General features: G+C 63.4%; 18 protein-coding genes. 6 read left to right on the forward strand and 12 right to left on the reverse strand.

The annotated features are described in order from the left end of the window. Window positions 1–20: 20 nt before the first annotated feature. The 3 genes from ABZN20_RS08430 to ABZN20_RS08440 form a co-directional block, all read right to left on the reverse strand. Window positions 21–2150, reverse strand: coding sequence for a TonB-dependent receptor (locus tag ABZN20_RS08430; protein ID WP_367027353.1), 2130 nt, complete (start codon window positions 2148–2150; stop codon window positions 21–23). Between the two features lie 227 nt (window positions 2151–2377). After that, entirely contained in the window at window positions 2378–2878 is a 501-nt protein-coding gene (locus ABZN20_RS08435) for a transcriptional repressor (RefSeq protein ID WP_218807478.1), read from the reverse strand. Window positions 2879–2892: 14 nt separating this feature from the next. Next, the gene (locus ABZN20_RS08440; RefSeq protein WP_218807479.1) at window positions 2893–3387 is read right to left on the reverse strand and encodes a hypothetical protein; all 495 of its coding nucleotides are present in this window, start codon (window positions 3385–3387) and stop codon (window positions 2893–2895) included. A gap of 166 nt (window positions 3388–3553) precedes the next feature. On the opposite strand from ABZN20_RS08440, the gene ABZN20_RS08445 reads away from it, so the two are divergent. After that, complete coding sequence (locus tag ABZN20_RS08445) at window positions 3554–3910, forward strand: hypothetical protein (RefSeq protein WP_367027354.1); 357 nt, start codon at window positions 3554–3556, stop codon at window positions 3908–3910. Between the two features lie 10 nt (window positions 3911–3920). On the opposite strand, the gene ABZN20_RS08450 is transcribed toward ABZN20_RS08445, so the two are convergent. The 7 genes from ABZN20_RS08450 to gshB are packed head-to-tail and all read right to left on the reverse strand — an operon-like array spanning window position 3921 to window position 9557. Beyond that, window positions 3921–5204, reverse strand: a complete 1284-nt coding sequence (locus tag ABZN20_RS08450; protein ID WP_367027355.1) for a dihydroorotase — start codon at window positions 5202–5204, stop codon at window positions 3921–3923. Then, a complete protein-coding gene (locus ABZN20_RS08455; RefSeq protein WP_367027356.1) occupies window positions 5201–6187 on the reverse strand; it encodes an aspartate carbamoyltransferase catalytic subunit in 987 nt (328 codons plus the stop codon). Before ABZN20_RS08455 ends, ABZN20_RS08450 begins: the two co-directional genes overlap by 4 nt. Then, the gene (gene pyrR, locus ABZN20_RS08460) at window positions 6184–6696 is read right to left on the reverse strand and encodes a bifunctional pyr operon transcriptional regulator/uracil phosphoribosyltransferase PyrR (RefSeq protein WP_218807483.1); all 513 of its coding nucleotides are present in this window, start codon (window positions 6694–6696) and stop codon (window positions 6184–6186) included. Before pyrR ends, ABZN20_RS08455 begins: the two co-directional genes overlap by 4 nt. A gap of 3 nt (window positions 6697–6699) precedes the next feature. Then, the gene (gene ruvX, locus ABZN20_RS08465) at window positions 6700–7155 is read right to left on the reverse strand and encodes a Holliday junction resolvase RuvX (protein ID WP_367027357.1); all 456 of its coding nucleotides are present in this window, start codon (window positions 7153–7155) and stop codon (window positions 6700–6702) included. Next, window positions 7148–7714 carry a YqgE/AlgH family protein gene (locus tag ABZN20_RS08470; RefSeq protein WP_367027358.1) on the reverse strand — a complete coding sequence of 189 codons (567 nt, stop codon included), beginning with the start codon at window positions 7712–7714 and terminating at the stop codon, window positions 7148–7150. Before ABZN20_RS08470 ends, ruvX begins: the two co-directional genes overlap by 8 nt. A gap of 45 nt (window positions 7715–7759) precedes the next feature. Next, window positions 7760–8593: an energy transducer TonB gene (locus tag ABZN20_RS08475; protein WP_218807486.1), complete on the reverse strand. Its 834-nt coding sequence runs from the start codon at window positions 8591–8593 to the stop codon at window positions 7760–7762. Further along, on the reverse strand, window positions 8583–9557 hold the full coding sequence (gene gshB, locus ABZN20_RS08480; protein WP_367027359.1) for a glutathione synthase: 975 nt from the start codon (window positions 9555–9557) through the stop codon (window positions 8583–8585). Before gshB ends, ABZN20_RS08475 begins: the two co-directional genes overlap by 11 nt. A gap of 94 nt (window positions 9558–9651) precedes the next feature. Here gshB and rpmB point away from each other — a divergent pair, with 94 nt between their 5' ends. The 5 genes from rpmB to ABZN20_RS08505 all read left to right on the forward strand — a co-directional run bounded on the left by rpmB (window position 9652) and on the right by ABZN20_RS08505 (window position 12760). Beyond that, entirely contained in the window at window positions 9652–9888 is a 237-nt protein-coding gene (gene rpmB / locus ABZN20_RS08485) for a 50S ribosomal protein L28 (protein WP_367027360.1), read from the forward strand. 17 nt (window positions 9889–9905) lie between these two features. Next, the gene (rpmG, locus tag ABZN20_RS08490) at window positions 9906–10061 is read left to right on the forward strand and encodes a 50S ribosomal protein L33 (protein ID WP_169604309.1); all 156 of its coding nucleotides are present in this window, start codon (window positions 9906–9908) and stop codon (window positions 10059–10061) included. 169 nt (window positions 10062–10230) lie between these two features. After that, window positions 10231–10854 (forward strand): ParA family partition ATPase, encoded by a 624-nt coding sequence (parA, locus tag ABZN20_RS08495; protein WP_218807488.1) that lies wholly within the window; start codon window positions 10231–10233, stop codon window positions 10852–10854. A gap of 4 nt (window positions 10855–10858) precedes the next feature. Further along, entirely contained in the window at window positions 10859–11215 is a 357-nt protein-coding gene (locus tag ABZN20_RS08500) for a hypothetical protein (protein WP_367027361.1), read from the forward strand. A 198-nt stretch (window positions 11216–11413) separates the two neighbouring features. Beyond that, window positions 11414–12760 carry a DegQ family serine endoprotease gene (locus tag ABZN20_RS08505; protein WP_367027362.1) on the forward strand — a complete coding sequence of 449 codons (1347 nt, stop codon included), beginning with the start codon at window positions 11414–11416 and terminating at the stop codon, window positions 12758–12760. A 73-nt stretch (window positions 12761–12833) separates the two neighbouring features. Here the strand turns inward: ABZN20_RS08505 and ABZN20_RS08510 are convergent, their stop codons facing one another. Together ABZN20_RS08510 and glnE are read right to left on the reverse strand one after the other, a co-directional pair. Further along, window positions 12834–13754: a branched-chain amino acid transaminase gene (locus tag ABZN20_RS08510; protein ID WP_367027363.1), complete on the reverse strand. Its 921-nt coding sequence runs from the start codon at window positions 13752–13754 to the stop codon at window positions 12834–12836. A 49-nt stretch (window positions 13755–13803) separates the two neighbouring features. Further along, on the reverse strand, window positions 13804–16593 hold the full coding sequence (gene glnE / locus ABZN20_RS08515) for a bifunctional [glutamate--ammonia ligase]-adenylyl-L-tyrosine phosphorylase/[glutamate--ammonia-ligase] adenylyltransferase (protein WP_218807492.1): 2790 nt from the start codon (window positions 16591–16593) through the stop codon (window positions 13804–13806). Window positions 16594–16716 lie beyond the last annotated feature (123 nt).

The following is a 16716-nucleotide window of genomic DNA, read 5'->3' on the forward strand; positions in this document are numbered from 1 at the left end:
GCATATGTTCTTTGGACAGGTCAATAGGTGATCCGTATACCCAACTCCGCCCCGCGCCCCGCCTCCGGCGCGAAATAGCGCAGGTAGGAGGTGGAGTTGCGTATGTTGTCGTTGAGCAGGTTGTTGCCCTGGGCGAAGACCAGCACGTCGGCGTCCTTGAACGCCTTGACCTCGTACTGCACGCCCAGGTTGAGCAGCACGTAGCCGTTGGTCATGGCATCGTTCTGGCCGGCATAGATCTGCTTCTCGCCGCGAGTCAGCCGCAGATTGCTGCTCCAGTGCTCGTCGTAGGCATAGTCGAGCTGGAAGCCATAGCGCAGCGGCGGCATGCGCGGCACGTTGCCGCCGTTGACGAACTGGCCGCGGGTGAAATCGCTGAACAGGGTCAGATCCAGCACCCCGTAGCGGTTTTCCATCAGCGAAAATTTGACGTTGCCTTCGTAGCCCAGGAAGTAGGCGCCGGCCTGGGTGGTCTGCACCACCGGGAAACAGGCGCCCGGACTGGTGCAGACTTTCTCGAACTGCTCGGAGTCTTCGTTGAACACCTCATCCGTGATCTGCTGGTAGATGTAATCGTTCACGAAGTTCTGGAACACGTTGAGCTCGGCGCTGATTCCCCGCCCCCTGTAGCGGTAGCCCCAGTCGAAGTTGTAGGAGGTTTCCTCGGTGAGATTGGGATCGCCCAGCTCATAGCTGTGCGTGGCGTCGTGCACGCCGTCGGTGAACAGCTCCTGCACTTGGGGCGCCCGTTGCGAGCGGGTCGCGGCGAAGCTGACGGTATTTTCGTCGTCGAGTTTCCATTGCCCGGAGCCGGAGGCGCTGATCGGCGCGTAGCTGCGGTTGGGGCCGCCCTGGGGATCGATGGAGTCTGATTCCCCGCGCAGCCCAAGCTCGTAGAAACCCGCGCCCAGCTCGAAGGATTCGACGGCGAACACGCCGTAGCTGCCGAGTTGCGATTTGGGTACCAGCGCGTCCGGCGAACCGATCTCGATCGCCTCGAAATCGGCCGAACTCATCTGCACCCCGACGACGCCCTTCACGATGCCGATCGGCTGGTGCACCACTTCCAGGCGCCCTTCGTTGGTCGTCTTGTTGAAACGGGCGGCCGCCACGCCGTCGTCCAGCTCGGTGTGGGTGTAATTGATGTGGCCGAAGCGCATGCGCACGGTCTCGACGAAATCCACCGGGGCGTTCAGCTCGCTCTTGAAATCGTAGCGCGACTCCTTGAGGTTGATCCGGGTGTCGCCCGCGCCGGGCGAACCGTCGGGTGGAATGCCGTAGTTGTTGCCTAAGTAATTGATCGACACTCCGGCGAAGCCCGGCTCGCCCACCAGGGAGAACCCGGCGGAACCGCCCTTGGCCCGGTTTTCGGTGTTGGGGATGACGCCGTAGGAATTCTGGATCGGGCTGCCTTGCAGCGCGAGGTCGGTCTGGCGCGCCTGGGTCTCGGCGATCGCCGGGCCGCCGATGTGCAGATTGTTGCCATCGCGGTAGAAACCGTCCAGGTGATAGGACACCAGGTCCTGGCCGCCCTCGACCTTGAAATTGGTCGTGGTCTGGCCCGAAACCGAGTTGAACCTCTGTTCCCCGGTCGCCGTCATCAGCTTGTCCGGCACCAGCGAAGGAATACGGTTGTCGAGGACGTTGACGATGCCGCCGATCGCCCCGCTGCCATACAGCAGTGTGGCCGGACCGCGCAGGACCTCGACCCGGTCGGCCAGCACCGGCTCCACGGCGTTGGCGTGGTCCGGGCTGATCTGCGAGACGTCGCCGGTGCCGATGCTGTTGGTCATGACCTGGACGCGGGGACCGGTCTGGCCGCGGATCACCGGAATGCCGACGCCGGGTCCGAAGGATTCGCTGGTGACCCCGGCTTCCTGCTTGAGGGTTTCGCCGATGGTGGTGCCGATCTTCGTCCGCAACTCCTTGTCGGCCAGCACGGTCACGGGACGCGCCATTTCGGAGACCTTTTCTTCCAGCGGACTGCTGACAACGACCGGTTCTAGCTCCACGGGAGCCGGCTCCGCACCGGATGCCGGCGGGCTCTTTTCGTTATGGACCGGCTTACCCTCCGGCTCGGGAAGCTCGGCGGCATGGAGCGGCGCAGCCAGCGCAATGGAGCACAAGGACAGGGAAAATCGTTTGAACATGATGCTTCCGGAACCTCTTGGATCCGTACCGATGTTATATCGTCACTCGTCTCGCGCCAGCCGATCCGCTATCTTCCGGCAAACACTCGCAGCCAACCCGAAGAGCTGCTCTGGCGGCGGGCGAGATTATATATGTTATAAAGTAACAAAAGCAAGCCGGCCCGAGGGAACGGGCCGAGACGATGCGGCAGACCGTAACAGCGGTCAGTGAGGAATTCCGGAAGAACTCAAACGGACTCTTCTTGCGCGGCGCAAGCCGGGCAAATGCCGTGTATTTCCAGCGCCTTGTAGCGAACGCGAAAACTGGCCGAGGCGACTTCCGCGGCCACGGCGGCCATGACGGATGAGGCGGCACGCTCTTCGACCGTGTGGCAGCGGTCGCAGATCAGCAGCAGGAGTTCGTGCCGGCGTCCGACGTCGCTGCAGCCGATGAAGGCGTTGAGGCTCTCGACGCGGTGGATGAAACCCTGCTCCAGCAGGAAATCCAGCGCCCGGTATACGGTTGCGGGCTTGGCGGACGGATCGAACGGCTTGAGCAGTTCGAGCAGGTCGTAAGCCTTGACCGCCTCGTGATTTTCCCAGATCAGCGCGAGCACCTGGCGCCGCAGCGGCGTGAAGCGCACCCCGCGCTCGCTGCAGAGTTTTTCGGCGCGGCTCAGGGCACGGTCTATGCACCCCTGATGGTCGTGGCCGCCGGCCGGCGCGGGCGCGGCCACGTCCGCGGTCAAGGTCCCTCCGAAACTCACTGCGGACGGCCGGGACGCTCCGACTGGCGCAACGGCGCCGGCTGCTGGCCTGCGCCCTGGCGTGAACGCGAGGAACCGAGGCTGGTATCCACCAGCTTAGCGATCATGTCGTCCCAGGAGGCGTACTGCCTGAACTCCGGATCGCCCGCCGCGATCCTGGCGTTGACCTCGGTCCGTGCCAGTTCGATGACCTCTTCGGGCGTCATGCCGTCCACCGCCTTGGCGAAGGCATCCGGCCCCTCCTGGGACTTGATCTTGTCCAGGAGGCCGAAGGCCGTATCGAAGATCACGCGATCGTTGGTCGACAGGTAACGCTTGACCTTCATCGCCGACTTATACGCTGCCGCCTTGGACACCCCATTGATTTCCGTGGTTCTCGACATGAATGCCGGGAGGAAATAGATGACCGCGAGCACCACCATCACGACGGCGAGAACGCGCATGGCCTTGCTCGACAACCCGCTGTCTTTCTGCTCTACAGACTGGCTCATATGATTTCTCCATGGTTCGTTCCCCCACGGGGGAACCGGATGCTCGACGCTGGCACGAATCCCGCCATCCCAGCAAACCTACCGTCGCATTATATAATTTCGGACCCGCCCGAATCACACGTAAAACGCCCCCATGCCCAAGAATTTCCGCGCCCTTGCGCTTGTAATGGCATCGCTCGCCGGCTGCAGCCACGACATCGGTCTGATGCGGCAGGACGAAACCCTGACGGGATACGAATCGGCGATTCGCTGGGGCCTGTGGGAAAAAGCCGCGAGTTACCAGGTCAGACGGCCCCGTCCCGAGCAGCGCCTCGACCGCCTGAACGGCTACAAGGTCACGGGTTACCAGGTGCGCTACAGGCACAGCGAAGAACCCTCCGCCCTGCTGTTCCAGACGGTCGAAATCCGCTACCTGCGCCCGGACGAACTCACCGAACGCAGCATGGTCGAGGAAGAGATGTGGCGCTATGACGACGACAAAGAGCGCTGGATGCTGGAAACCGACCTGCCGGAACCGAAATGAACCGCAGACTTCAGAGCGCGTAAACCAGCCGCCCCCCCGCCAGGGTCGCCGTCACCCGTCCCATCAGCGTCCGCTCCCAAAACGGCGTGTTGCGGCCCGCGCTGAGCCAGCCGCCCTCGGCCGGCACCCACTCCGCCGCCGGATCGAACACGCAGATATCCGCCGGCGCGCCCGGCGCCAGCCGGCCGGACTCCAGCCCAAGGATCGCCGCGGGCCCCACCGTCAGGCGGGCGATGGCATCGGACAGCGACAGCCTCCCCTCCGCCACCAGTGCACACATCAGCGGCAGCAGGGTCTGCAATGAAGACAAGCCGGGCTCGGTTTCGGGGAAGACGTCGAGCTTGGCATCCGGCTCGTGGGGCTGGTGATCCGAGCATACCGCTGAAATCCGGCCGTCCGCCACGGCAGCGAGCAGCGCGTCGCGGTCGGACGTCGTGCGGAACGGCGGGCGGCTGTGGCAAAGCGCGTCGAAACCATCGACGCTCGACTCGGTGAGATGCAGATGATGCACCGCGACGTCCGCGCTGACGCGCACACCCCGCGCCCTGGCCTCGGCGACCATTTCCACCGCGCGGCCGCTGCTGAGCTGGCCGAAATGCGCGCGCCCCCCCGTCTGCTCGATCAGTGGGAGCGCCTGGGCGACCGCAACCGTCTCCGCCGTCTCAGGAATGCCCGGCAGACCGAGACGGCTGCTCACGGCCCCCTCGTGCACACACCCCTGGCCGCACAGCCACGGGTCCTCGGGGCGGAACACCACGACGAGCTCGAAACTCGCCGCGTATTCCAGCGCCCGCCGCAACACCAGCAGATTGGCGAGCGGACGGTCGGCATTGCCCAGAGCCAGGCAGCCGGCGCGCTTCAGCGCGTGCATTTCGCTGAGGTCCTTTCCGTTCAGGCCGCGGGTCAAGGCACCGATCGGCAGCACCCGTACCTTGCCCGCCTCCTCGGCCCGCTCTGTGACCAGCTTGACCACGGCGGGCGTATCGATGACAGGGACCGTATCGGGGGGACAGCACAGGGTGGTGATGCCGCCGGCCGCCGCCGCCGCGCCTTCGGACGCGATGGTGCCCTTGGGTTCCTGTCCAGGCTCGCGGAGACGGGCGCACAGGTCGATGAAACCGGGACATACGATCCGGCCGCCGGCATCGATGCGGCGATCCGCCTCGAACCCGTCCGGACGGGCACCGACGCCGACGATGACGCCGTCCGCGACGCACACGACACCCACCCCGTCGAAACCGCTGGCCGGATCGACGATGCGCCCGCCCTCGATGAGGATGCGTTGGCCGCTCATGCCGACACCTCCATGTCCGGACCGGCGTGCATGGCCATGGACATCACCGCCATGCGTACCGCGATGCCGTGGGTCACCTGCTGCAGGATCACGGAGCGGGGACCGTCGGCGATGGCCGAATCGATCTCGATCCCGCGGTTGATCGGCCCCGGATGCATGACGATGACGTCCGGCCTGGCTTTCTCCAGGCGCTTCTCCGTCAGGCCGAAGCGTTGGAAATATTCGTGTTCGGATGGAATGAACGCGCTCCCCATGCGCTCGAGCTGCAAGCGCAGCATGATGACCACGTCGACGTCGCGCAGCCCCTCGTTCAGATCGTGGTAGGGCGCCACGCCCAAGGCTTCGACATGAGCCGGCAAGAGGGTCTTGGGCGCCACCACCCGCACCTCGTCCACCCCCAGGGTGTTGAGCGCCCAGATTTCGGAACGCGCCACGCGGGAATGCAGGATGTCGCCGACGATGGCCACCTTGAGGCCGGCGAACCCGCCCTTGGCCCGGCGGATGGTGAACACGTCCAGCATGGCCTGGGTCGGGTGGGCATGACGACCGTCGCCCGCGTTGAGCACGCTGATGTGCGGCGCGACGTGGCGGGCGATGAAATGGGCGGCCCCGCTCTGGGCATGGCGCACCACGAACATGTCGACGTGCATCGCCTCCAGGTTGCGGACGGTGTCGAGCAGGCTTTCGCCCTTGGAGGTCGCGGAAGTCGCGATGTTGATGTTGAGCACGTCGGCGGACAAACGCTTGGCGGCGAGCTCGAAGGTTGTCCGGGTACGGGTGCTGTTCTCGAAAAACAGATTCACCACGGTCTTGCCGCGCAGCAGGGGCACCTTCTTGACGTTCTGAGCCGTCACGCCGGCGAAGGACTCGGCGGTGTCCATGATCCGGACCAGCAGTTCCCGGCTCAGACCTTCGACCGTCAGAAAATGGCGCAGACGCCCGGAAGCGTCGAGCTGGATGTCGGCGGCGGCCGTCGCGCTCATCGTCCCCCCGTGCGAATCGCCAGTTGCAGGGGCTCGGGTCCGGTGAGCTTGATGCGCTGCCCCGTCTCCAGCTCCACCCGTCCGCCGATGCAGTCGGCCTGGATCGGAATCTGCCTGCCGTTGCGGTCGATCAGCACGCCGAGCACGATTTCCGCGGGCCGGCCGTAATCGAAGATCTCGTTCAAGGCGGCGCGCACGGTGCGTCCGGTATACAGCACGTCGTCGATCAGCACGATGTTGCGGCCGTCGACCCGGAACGGCAGCTTGCTCGCCCGCACGTCCGGATTCATGCCCGACTGGGGGTAATCGTCCCGATAGAACGAAATATCCAGGTAGCCCAGCGGCTCGGAGAACCCCAAACGCCGATGCAGGACTTCGGCGATCCAGGCCCCGCCGGTATGGACACCGATCATGGCCGGGTCGTCGAGCCGGCGCCTGGCGAGTTCCTCGCGCAGCGACACTTCCAGACGCGCCAGCAGCGTTTCGACCTCGAAATCCGCTTGACTCATGTATTACCTCGGTGATGCCTTGTCAATCGAAAACCAGGTTTGCAGGATCAGTTGCGCCGCCATTTCGTCCTTCACCTGCTCGAACTCGACCGATTTGCGGCGGCGGCGCTGGTAGAAGTGGGTGCGCGATTCGGCCGTGGTGAGCGTCTCGTCCACCGTGTACACCGGAAGCCGGTAACGGCCTTCCAGTTGCCGGCAGAAGCGCAAGGTCGGCGCCGTGATCGGATTTTCGCTGCCATCCTGCTGATGGGAAAGGCCTACGACCAAACCCGCGGGCCGCCACTGCGCGACGAGTTCGGAAATGGCGGCCCACAACTGCGCGGACGGCTGCGCCCGCAGGGTTCGAAGCGGCGCCGCGGTGCCGGTGACCGATTGCCCCACCGCAACTCCGATGTTCCTCTCGCCGAAATCGAAACCGAGATAAGTGGCGCCGCGCGCGGCGGACGGCGCCTCAGCCATGCCCGGCCTGGCTGGTCAGGAGCGAAATGTCGACGCCTACCAGATCGGCCGCGGCTTTCCAGCGCCGCCCGGGCGGGTGCTCGAAAATCACGGCGTTGTCCGAGGGCGCGTTGAGCCATGAATTGTCGATGATCTCACGCTCGAGCTGACCCTGCCCCCACCCGGCATATCCCAAGGCCAACAGCATGCGGCTCGGCCCTTCCCCGCGCCCGACCGCTTCCAGAATGTCCCTGGAGGTCGTCAATGCCAGGCGGTCGGAAACCACCAGGGTGGAAGCCCACACCGTTGCCGGTTCGTGCAGAATGAAGCCGCGCTCCGGATGCACGGGTCCGCCGAAAAACACCGGCAGCTCGCCCACCTCGGCGACTTTCATTTCAATCTCCATCTGCCGCATGACGTCGCCCAGCCTCAGCTCGGACGGCCGGTTTATGATGATGCCCAGGGCGCCGTCCGCATTGTGCTGGCAAAGCAGGGTCACGGTCTTCGCGAAATGCGGATCGGCCAGGCCAGGCATGGCGATCAGAAAATGGTTGGCAAGAGATTCTGTTTCCTGGTTCATCGTCAGTAGTATCGGCGCTCCTTGAGAGGCGCCGCAAGCGGTAAACTACGGCGCGGTCTCCAGACGCGTGCCGTTCAAGAACTTCCAGGTGCGGGTGATCACCAGCATGTCGGCTTCCTCTCGCAGTTCCACCGGAAACGGTGCAAACGGCGCCGCCAGATGGACGATCCTCACCGCCGCATCGTCCAGCGCCCGCTCCCCGGAGGAGCGCCGCACCTGCACCTTGTATACGCTGCCGTCGGGCCGCAGGACTACGCTCAGCAGCAGGCTGCCCGTCAGGTTCTTGCGGCGCGCCTCCTCCGGGTAATTCAGGTTGCCGATGCGCTCGATCTTGTCCTGCCAGGCCCGCTCGTAGGCCGCCGCCTTGTATTTGTGGGCATTGACGGAGTTGATGTACACCATCCGGGGGTGCGGCGCCTCCTGCTGCTGCCGCACGTAAGCCGCACCGAATTCGGCGATCTGCCGGCTCAAGGATTCGGCGGAAATATGAGCGGGCGGAGCGGCTTCGGGTTCGGGCTCGGCCTTGACGGACCGTTCGGCCCGGGGGCTTTTCAGCACCGGCTTCGGCGGACGCTCCGCCACCGGGCGCGACGCTTTGCCCCGCGCCGGTTCCGCCATTTTTTCCACGCCGCTGCGCGGCAACGGCTCGACACGCTCAGGCTTGTCGTCGCCACGCTGGTTTTCCGCGGCCAGATGTTCCGCCCGTTTCGGCGCCTCGGGTGCGGGAAGCCGCAGCAGCGTCACGTCGAAAGCCCTGGGCGTATCTTTCGCTGTCGCGGCGGGCTTGGCATTCAGGCCGAGAATCACCGCCGCATGCACCGCGAACGCGATCAGCAGCGCGAGCAGCAGGCGGCTTTGGTCGTGCGACTCAAGCGACATCGCGGGCCCGGTCCGCCCCGGACACGACGGACTCGATGTGATCCATGAGCATGGCACTGATATTCAGCCCGAACAGCGTGTCCAGCTCCTGAATGCAGGTCGGGCTGGTGACGTTGACCTCGGTGAGGTAATCACCGATGACGTCGAGACCGGTGAATACCAGACCGCGCTCGCGCAGGGTAGGCCCGACCTGCGACACGATCCAGCGGTCCCGCTCGGTCAGTTCCCTCCCTTCCGCCCGCCCGCCCGCCGCCAGATTGCCCCGGCTTTCGCCGTGGGCGGGGATGCGCGCCAAGGCGTAGGGCACGGCTTCGCCGTCGACGACGAGTATCCGCTTGTCGCCATCCCGGATTTCCGGAAGATAGCGCTGCGCCATGACGAAACGCCGGTTGTGCTGGGTCATGGTTTCGAGAATGACGCTCAGGTTGTGATCGCCTTCGGCGACCCGGAAAATCGAGGCGCCACCCATGCCGTCGAGCGGCTTCAACACGATCTCGCCATGTTCGCGGAGGAATTCACGGATGCGGCCGGCCTCGCGGGCGACCAGCGTCGGTGCGCAGCATTGGGGGAACCAGGCGGTGAACAGCTTCTCGTTGGCATCCCTTAGCGAACGCGGCCGGTTGACGACGTATACGCCCCGGTTCTCGGCGCATTCGAGCAGATAGGTCGCATAGATGTATTCCTGGTCGAAGGGCGGATCCTTCCGCATGAGGATGACGTCGAGCGTGTCCAAGGCGATGTCCCGCTCGTCCAGAAACTCGAACCAGCGGACGTAATCGCGCTCGACCTGAAGATGCCTGACCCGGGCATGGGCACGCCCGTCGCGCAGATAAAGATCGTTCAGCTCCATGTAGAACAGCTCCCAGCCCCGCGCCTGAGCCTCCAACAGCATCGCGAAGCTGCTGTCCTTGCCGATCTTGATCTTGCCGATCGGATCCATCACTATCCCGAGCCTCAAAGTCATTGCCTTCCCCGAACCGTTCTCGCTGTTGACTAAACGCCGTCAAACCCTTATAAAGCACGTTTTTCCACCCTGCAAGCCGACATTGAGGTAAACCATGTCCAAGGTATGTCAGGTTACGGGGAAGCGACGTATTGTAGGCCATAACGTTTCCCACGCTAACAACAAGACGAAAAGACTGTTCAACCCCAACCTGCACGAACGCCGTTTCTGGGTCGAGAGCGAGAATCGCTGGGTCCGCCTCAAAGTGTCGAGCCACGGCCTCCGGGTCATCGACAAGTGCGGAATCGATGCCATCCTGGCTGACATCCGCAAGCGCGGCGAACGGGTTTAACCGCAGGAGCATGAGCCATGCGTGACAAGATCAAGTTGGTGTCCAGCGCCGGCACCGGTCACTTCTACACGACCACCAAGAACAAGCGCACCATGCCGGAAAAGATGGAGATCAAGAAATTCGATCCGGTCGTGCGCAAGCACGTCATGTACAAAGAAGCCAAGATCAAATAACGGTCTCCGGCATCATCGATGCGCGCGCAGCCCAGGCCTGCGCGCACTTCTCCCTCCTTTCAGGCCGCCAGCGCATCCGGACGGTTCGGCACCGCCGGCGATGCAAGCGCAGCCGGAATCGACTAGCATACATAGCCATACCGTACTTCCCGCGGGACGGCACTCCCATATGATCATCGGCGTTCTCAACCAGAAAGGCGGCGTCGGCAAGACCACCTTGTCGGTCAACATAGCTGCCGCCCTGGCCTTGTCGGGCAAGCGAACCCTCCTCATCGATGCCGATCCGCAGGGCAGCGCCCTCGACTGGCAATCGACCCGGCAGGGCGACACCCTGTTTCCCGTTGTCGGCATGGCCAAACCGACTTTGCACAAGGACGTTCCGGAACTCGCTTCCAGCTATGACCACGTCATCATCGACGGACCTCCCCGGGTCAACGAACTCGCCCGGTCGGCCATCATGGCCTCCGACCTCGTCCTCATCCCGGTCCAGCCCTCCCCTTACGACGTCTGGGCTGCCGACGAGATTGTCAAGTTGATACAAGAGGTTATGATATACAAGGAACATCTGAAAGGGAGATTCATCGTCAACCGGAAAATCGTGAATACCGCCATCGGCCGCGACGTGGCCGAGGCGCTCAGGGACTACCCTTTCCCGGTTGCGGAAACCGCAGTCAATCAAAGGGTTGCCTACGCCGAAAGCGCCGCCTCCGGCCTTTCCGTACTCGAATTCGACAACAAGGGCCCGGCAGCCAGGGAAATCAAAGCGCTCGTTCGTGAACTAGTTGAGGAATAAGCCCATGGCCAAGAAAGTCGTACCCATTACGTCCAAGCCGCGCGGACCCATCCTGAGCTTGGTATCGGCGACAGAAGAAAAGGCCGCGTACCCCTCCGACCCCCCAGCGGCCCCGGCAGACGCCTTCCGCGGACCCGCCAATTCCGGCCTGATCGCCAAGGCGGTCTACGGGTCGGTCTACTGCCTTTCCTTCGGCGTGGTCCTCAGCGCCCTGGTGCTGGGCAAGCTCATACCGGGACGGCAGCTGATCGCCAAAGGCCTCCAGGACGGGACAGCCGCAGCGCGCCAGTCGCTGACCTGGCTCGAAACGCAGCGGGGCGGCACCGCTCCCGGCGTCGGCCAGAGCGCGCTCAAAGCCTGATTTCCCTCGAATCCCGGCGCAAGGCGCCCGGACAAACCGGTACTGCCCCGTTAGTGGGCCATCTTTTCGACATTGTCATCGCACCGTGGGCATCCCATATTCTCGGTGTCCCGTTCGCCGCAGCTCGAACGGGCTTTTTGCTAGACTTCGGACCCTCACGCCACGCCGTGCAGAAAAACAATTGATGGAGGTAATTCCATGCGCATGAAATCCATCGGCGCCCTGTTGCTACTCACCGCAAGCGGCCTGTCCATCTGCTCCCCCGCCTGGGCGGTTTTGCCCACCAGCGTCAATGGCCAGCCGCTGCCCAGCCTCGCTCCTGTGCTGAAAAAGGCCATGCCCGCGGTGGTGAACATTTCTACGAAGACTCAGATCGAAATCGCCGAACACCCCTTGATGCAGGATCCCTTCTTCCGGCATTTCTTCGGGATTCCGAATCAGCCACGGCGCCGCGAGAGCTCCAGCCTCGGCTCCGGCGTCATCGTCGACGCCCGGCGGGGCTATATCCTCACCAACAACCACGTGATCGACAAGGCGGACGAGATAAGCGTGACGCTGAGAGACGGACGTCAACTGAGCGCCAAGCTGGTCGGGGCCGATCCGGAGTCCGATCTGGCCGTCATCAAGGTCGAGCCCAAGAATCTGACGGAACTGCCCATCGGCGACTCGAGTCAGCTCGAGGTCGGCGATTTCGTCGTAGCCATCGGCAATCCGTTTGGCCTGGGACAGACCGTAACCTCCGGCATCGTCAGCGCCTTGGGGCGTTCCGGGCTCGGCATCGAAGGCTACGAGGATTTCATCCAGACCGACGCTTCGATCAATCCCGGCAATTCGGGAGGCGCCTTGATCAATCTCCGCGGCGAACTGGTCGGCGTGAATACGGCCATCATCGCCCCGACCGGAGGAAACGTCGGCATCGGTTTCGCCATTCCGTCCAACATGGCCTCCAGTATCATGACCCAACTGGTCGAAAAGGGCGAAATCCGCCGCGGGCAGATCGGGATCACCATCCAGGACCTGACGCCGGATCTCGCCCAGGCCTTTGGCCTCAGCCAGAGTCAGGGTGCCGTGATCACCGGCATCCAAAAGGGTTCTCCCGCCGCTTCCGCCGGGCTGGAAGCCGGCGACGTCGTTCTCAGCATCAATGACCGGGCGGTCAAGAACAGCGCGGACGTCCGCAATGCCATCGGCCTCCTGCCCATAGGCGAAGAAGTCCGGGTCGAGGTGATGCACAAGGGGGAAAGATTGATACGCGAAGTAGCGATCCGCGCTCCCAAACTGGTTCAGGAAGAGGGCGGCAAGATCCATCCCAGACTTTCCGGAGTCATACTCAAGAACAACGAGGATGGCGGCGTACAGGTGGACAAAATCCACACGGGATCGTACGCATTTCAGGCCGGCCTGCGCCCCGGGGACATCATCGTGATGGCGAACCGCGAGGAAATCGAAACGCTCGACGACCTGAAGCGCGCCACCAAGGGCCGCTCCGAGCTCCTCCTCAGCGTTCAGCGGGGCAGTGGCTCCTTCTTCCTGATGCTAAAGTAGAGCGCGGACGAACGGACTGCGCGGCAAGCGGCGGAACACAGCCACCTGCCGTGCGACTGCGCTAAGAGAGCCTTCAGACGAAGCTCAGCCATTCGGCATGGTCGGTACGGCGTCCATGCACATAGTCGAAGTAAAGCGCCTGCAGCTTTTCCGTCACCGGTCCGCGCCCGCCTTCGCCGATCACGCGCCCATCCACCTCGCGGATCGGCGTGACTTCGGCCGCGGTCCCGGTGAAAAACGCCTCGTCGGCTACGTATACCTCGTCGCGGGTGATGCGTTTTTCCACGACTTGCAAGCCGTGTTCCTGAGCCAGGATCATCACGGTGTCCCGCGTGATACCCTCCAGCGCCGAAGTCAGATCCGGCGTATAGAGCCTGCCCTTGCGGACGATGAAGATATTTTCACCGCTTCCTTCGGCAACATAGCCTTCGTGGTCCAGCAATAGCGCCTCGTCACAGCCGGCTTCGATCGCTTCCTGCACGGCCAGGATCGAATTGAGATAGTTTCCATTCGCCTTGGCCTTGCACATGACGCTGTTGACATGATTCCTGGCATACGAGGAGGTTCTCACACGGATGCCGCGAGCCATGTTTTCAGCCCCCAGATAGCTGCCCCACTGCCAAGCGGCGACCATCACATGGACCGCCAGTCCGTGAGCATGCAAACCCATGCCTTCGGCGCCGAGAAAACACATCGGCCTGATATAGGCGCTTTCAAGATTGTTCCGCGCCACCGCCTCCAACTGGGCTTGGTCCAGGGTGTCCTTGTCGAACGGAATCGACATCTTCATGATATGGGCCGAGCGGAACAGGCGGTCCGTGTGATCACGGAGCCTGAAGACCGAAGGGCCACGTTCCGTACGGTAGGCGCGCAGGCCTTCGAACACGCCGCAGCCGTAGTGCAGCGTGTGGGTCAAAACGTGAACCTTGGCTTCGCGCCAGGGAAGCCACGTTCCATCGAGCCAGATCTGCCCGTCCCGATCGTCCATTGCCATGAATTGATCTCCTGCAATCAGAGGGAAATTGCCATCGGCCGCAGTCGGCTCAAAGCGCCGGCGCCTCGATGATCTGCTTCCAGACCGCCTGCACGGCCGCGCGGTGTTCGGAAAATTCCGAAGACGATGCCAACGCCGGCATCTCTTGCAAAGCAAGACGATGCGCCTTGCCGCGATAATCGCAATAGGCGCATCGAAGCCGATCCGCCTGCTCGGGCTCCAGGAAGTTTATGGTGCGAAGGCTTTCCAGTAGGCGGACCGTATCGGTCCAGCGCGTGATCTCGCAATGCTTCGCGGCGCTGACAAGAACCCCGAATTGTACAATAAACTCGATATCGGCAATACCGCCGAAGCCCTGCTTCAAGTCGAACACGCCGGGCCGCCTGTCCGCCAAGCTTTCCCGCATCTTTTCGCGCATTGTCTGAACATCGAGTCTCACCTGCCCACTATCCCGGCCCGCGCAAAGCACGGTCCGCCGGATCGCATCGAAGCGCGCACCCACCCGCGGGTCGCCGCCCACGAACCGTGCTCTCACCAGCGCCTGGCGCTCCCAGGTCCAGGCCTGATGGAGCTGGTAATTTTCGTAGGCATCGACTTTGCTGACGAGGAGACCGGAACTCCCGCTGGGCCGCAAGCGGAGATCGACTTCATACAGCGCCCCGCCGAGCATCTCGGTCGTCAGCAGGCCGACCATCCGCTGAACCACACGGGCATAAAACTCGGCGGCGCTGACCGGACGTGGCCCATCGGTCAGGGCATCGCTGGCGACCCCATCGTAGAGAAAGACCAGATCGAGGTCGGACCCGTAGCCCAGCTCTATGCCGCCGAGCTTTCCATAGGCGATGACGCCGAATCCGGGAAAGTCCCGGGATGCTCCCGCCTCCACCGGCGGAGCACCGTGACGCGCAGCCGTGGACTTCCAGGCCAGCCGCAGCGCGCGCTCGATCACTACCTCGGCCAAGTCCGTCAGGTAATCGCTGACAACCATGACCGGAATGACGTTCATTATGTCGGCCGCCGCGATTCGCAGCTGATGCGCGGCCTTGAACTGCCGGAGCCGCAACATCAACTGCTCGTCGTCGTCCGGAGCCAGGCTGCCGGCCAGAATGTCCGCTTCCCGGCCCAAGGCCTCCCGAGTCAGCGGGCTGTACAGGGTTCGGGGGTCCAGCAACTCGTCGAGCAGAATCGGAGCGCCGGCAATGAGCCGTACGATCCACGGGCTCGCCGCAGCCAGCCTGACCAACTGCGACAACGCGCCGGGGTTCTCCGCAAGCAGCGAAAAATAAACCCCCCTGCCAGCGATCGATTCGAGCAACTTGAGGACTCTGGCCAATGTGCTCGCCGGGTCGGAAGCGCGGGAAGCCGCGAGTTCCGCCAGCAGCTTTCCGATGACTCTCTGAAGCTCGGCCATGGCACCGGCACCGAGCCGCCGAATGGCCGCCGAGGCACGGAACTTGACCAAAGCGCTGGCCATGGCGTCCGTGGCGCCTTCGAATCCTGTCAGCGCGAGGGAAAGTTCCGCCTCGCCGCCATCCAGCAGCAGCTCGGCGGACGCCCTCTGCGAAGGCTCGGCAATCACCTCGGTGAAAATTCCGTGGACCTTGCTCCGAACGCCGTCGAGCTCCCGCTTAAACTCCTCCCAGGCATCGAAACCCATGGAGTACGCCAGCAACTCGCGCCGTTCGTCGGATGCCGGGAGATCGTGCGTCTGCTTGTCCTCGTACTGCTGGAGGCGGTTCTCGACTTTGCGCAAGAACCGATACGCCCCGCAGAGAAACGAGGCGGTGTCGTGCTCAAGCAGGCGCAACTGCCCCGCCCGCTCCAGGACTGTCAGGATGCTCCGATCCTGCAGTTCGACATTTCGGCCGCCGCGGATCAACTGGAATGCCTGTCCGATGAACTCGATCTCCCGGATGCCGCCGGGACCCAACTTGATGTTGTCGCCCCTGTCCTTCCGCCGGAGCTCCGCCACGATCTTGGCTTTAAGCGACCTCAGTTCACCGAATACCCGGTAGTCGAGGTACCGACGATATACGAAAGGGTGGAAGAACCGCTCGAACTCCGCGCCGTCTTCGGGATCCCCGCCCACGGGGCGGACCTTCACCATCGCGTAGCGCTCCCAATCGCGCGCCTGGGCCTGGTAATAGCGCTCGCATGAATCAAAGCTGACCACCAGCGGACCGCTCTCGCCGAAAGGCCTCAGCCGCACGTCCACACGAAAAACGAAACCATCTTCCGTCACGGCGTCGAGAACGTGAACGAACGACTGTGCAAGTCGCGTGTAAAACTCAGCATAGGTCGTGCCATGGCGCCCGGGCAGTTCACCTTCCTCGATATAGGCGAAAACCAGATCGACATCGGACGAGAAGTTGAGCTCTCCCCCCCCGAGCTTTCCCATGCCTAATACAACCAGATTCTGCGCCGATCCGTCTTTACGCCTCGGAACACCCCACCGCCGGCAGGCGTCCTCGAAAAGCCAGTCCAGAGCCGCTCGGATGGCGGACTCCGCCGTCTCCGATATCCTTGCCAGGACCTCGTCGACATCGAGCCGGCCGGAAATGTCTTGCCAGGCAATGATCGCCATTTCCCGATTGCGCCACTGACGTAATACACGCATCAGGCACGCACGATCGGCCGCGTCGGCTACGAGTTTCCGCAGATCGGCTTCAGGATCGCTGGCCGAAAGGCGGTCCTCGGCCAAAGCGCGGAGCATGGGAATGAGATGAGGGTCCCGCTTCAAGACCCCCAGGAAGAATGGGCTGCATGCGCAGACGAAGCGCAAGGCCTGGCGAAAGGACTCTGAACAACCTTCGAACAGTTGCCCGCGCTCTTCGAACATCCGCTCGCACTCGTGGAGCGCGGAATCCGGAAACTGGGTTTTACTGGGAAAGGCCACAGACGTCTTCGGTGGAAAGACTAGGCCGGGCGGGAACTCCGGCACGATGTCCTGCCGGCTGACGTG

The organism is Methylococcus sp. ANG (assembly GCF_040730495.1).
Taxonomy (GTDB): domain Bacteria; phylum Pseudomonadota; class Gammaproteobacteria; order Methylococcales; family Methylococcaceae; genus Methylococcus.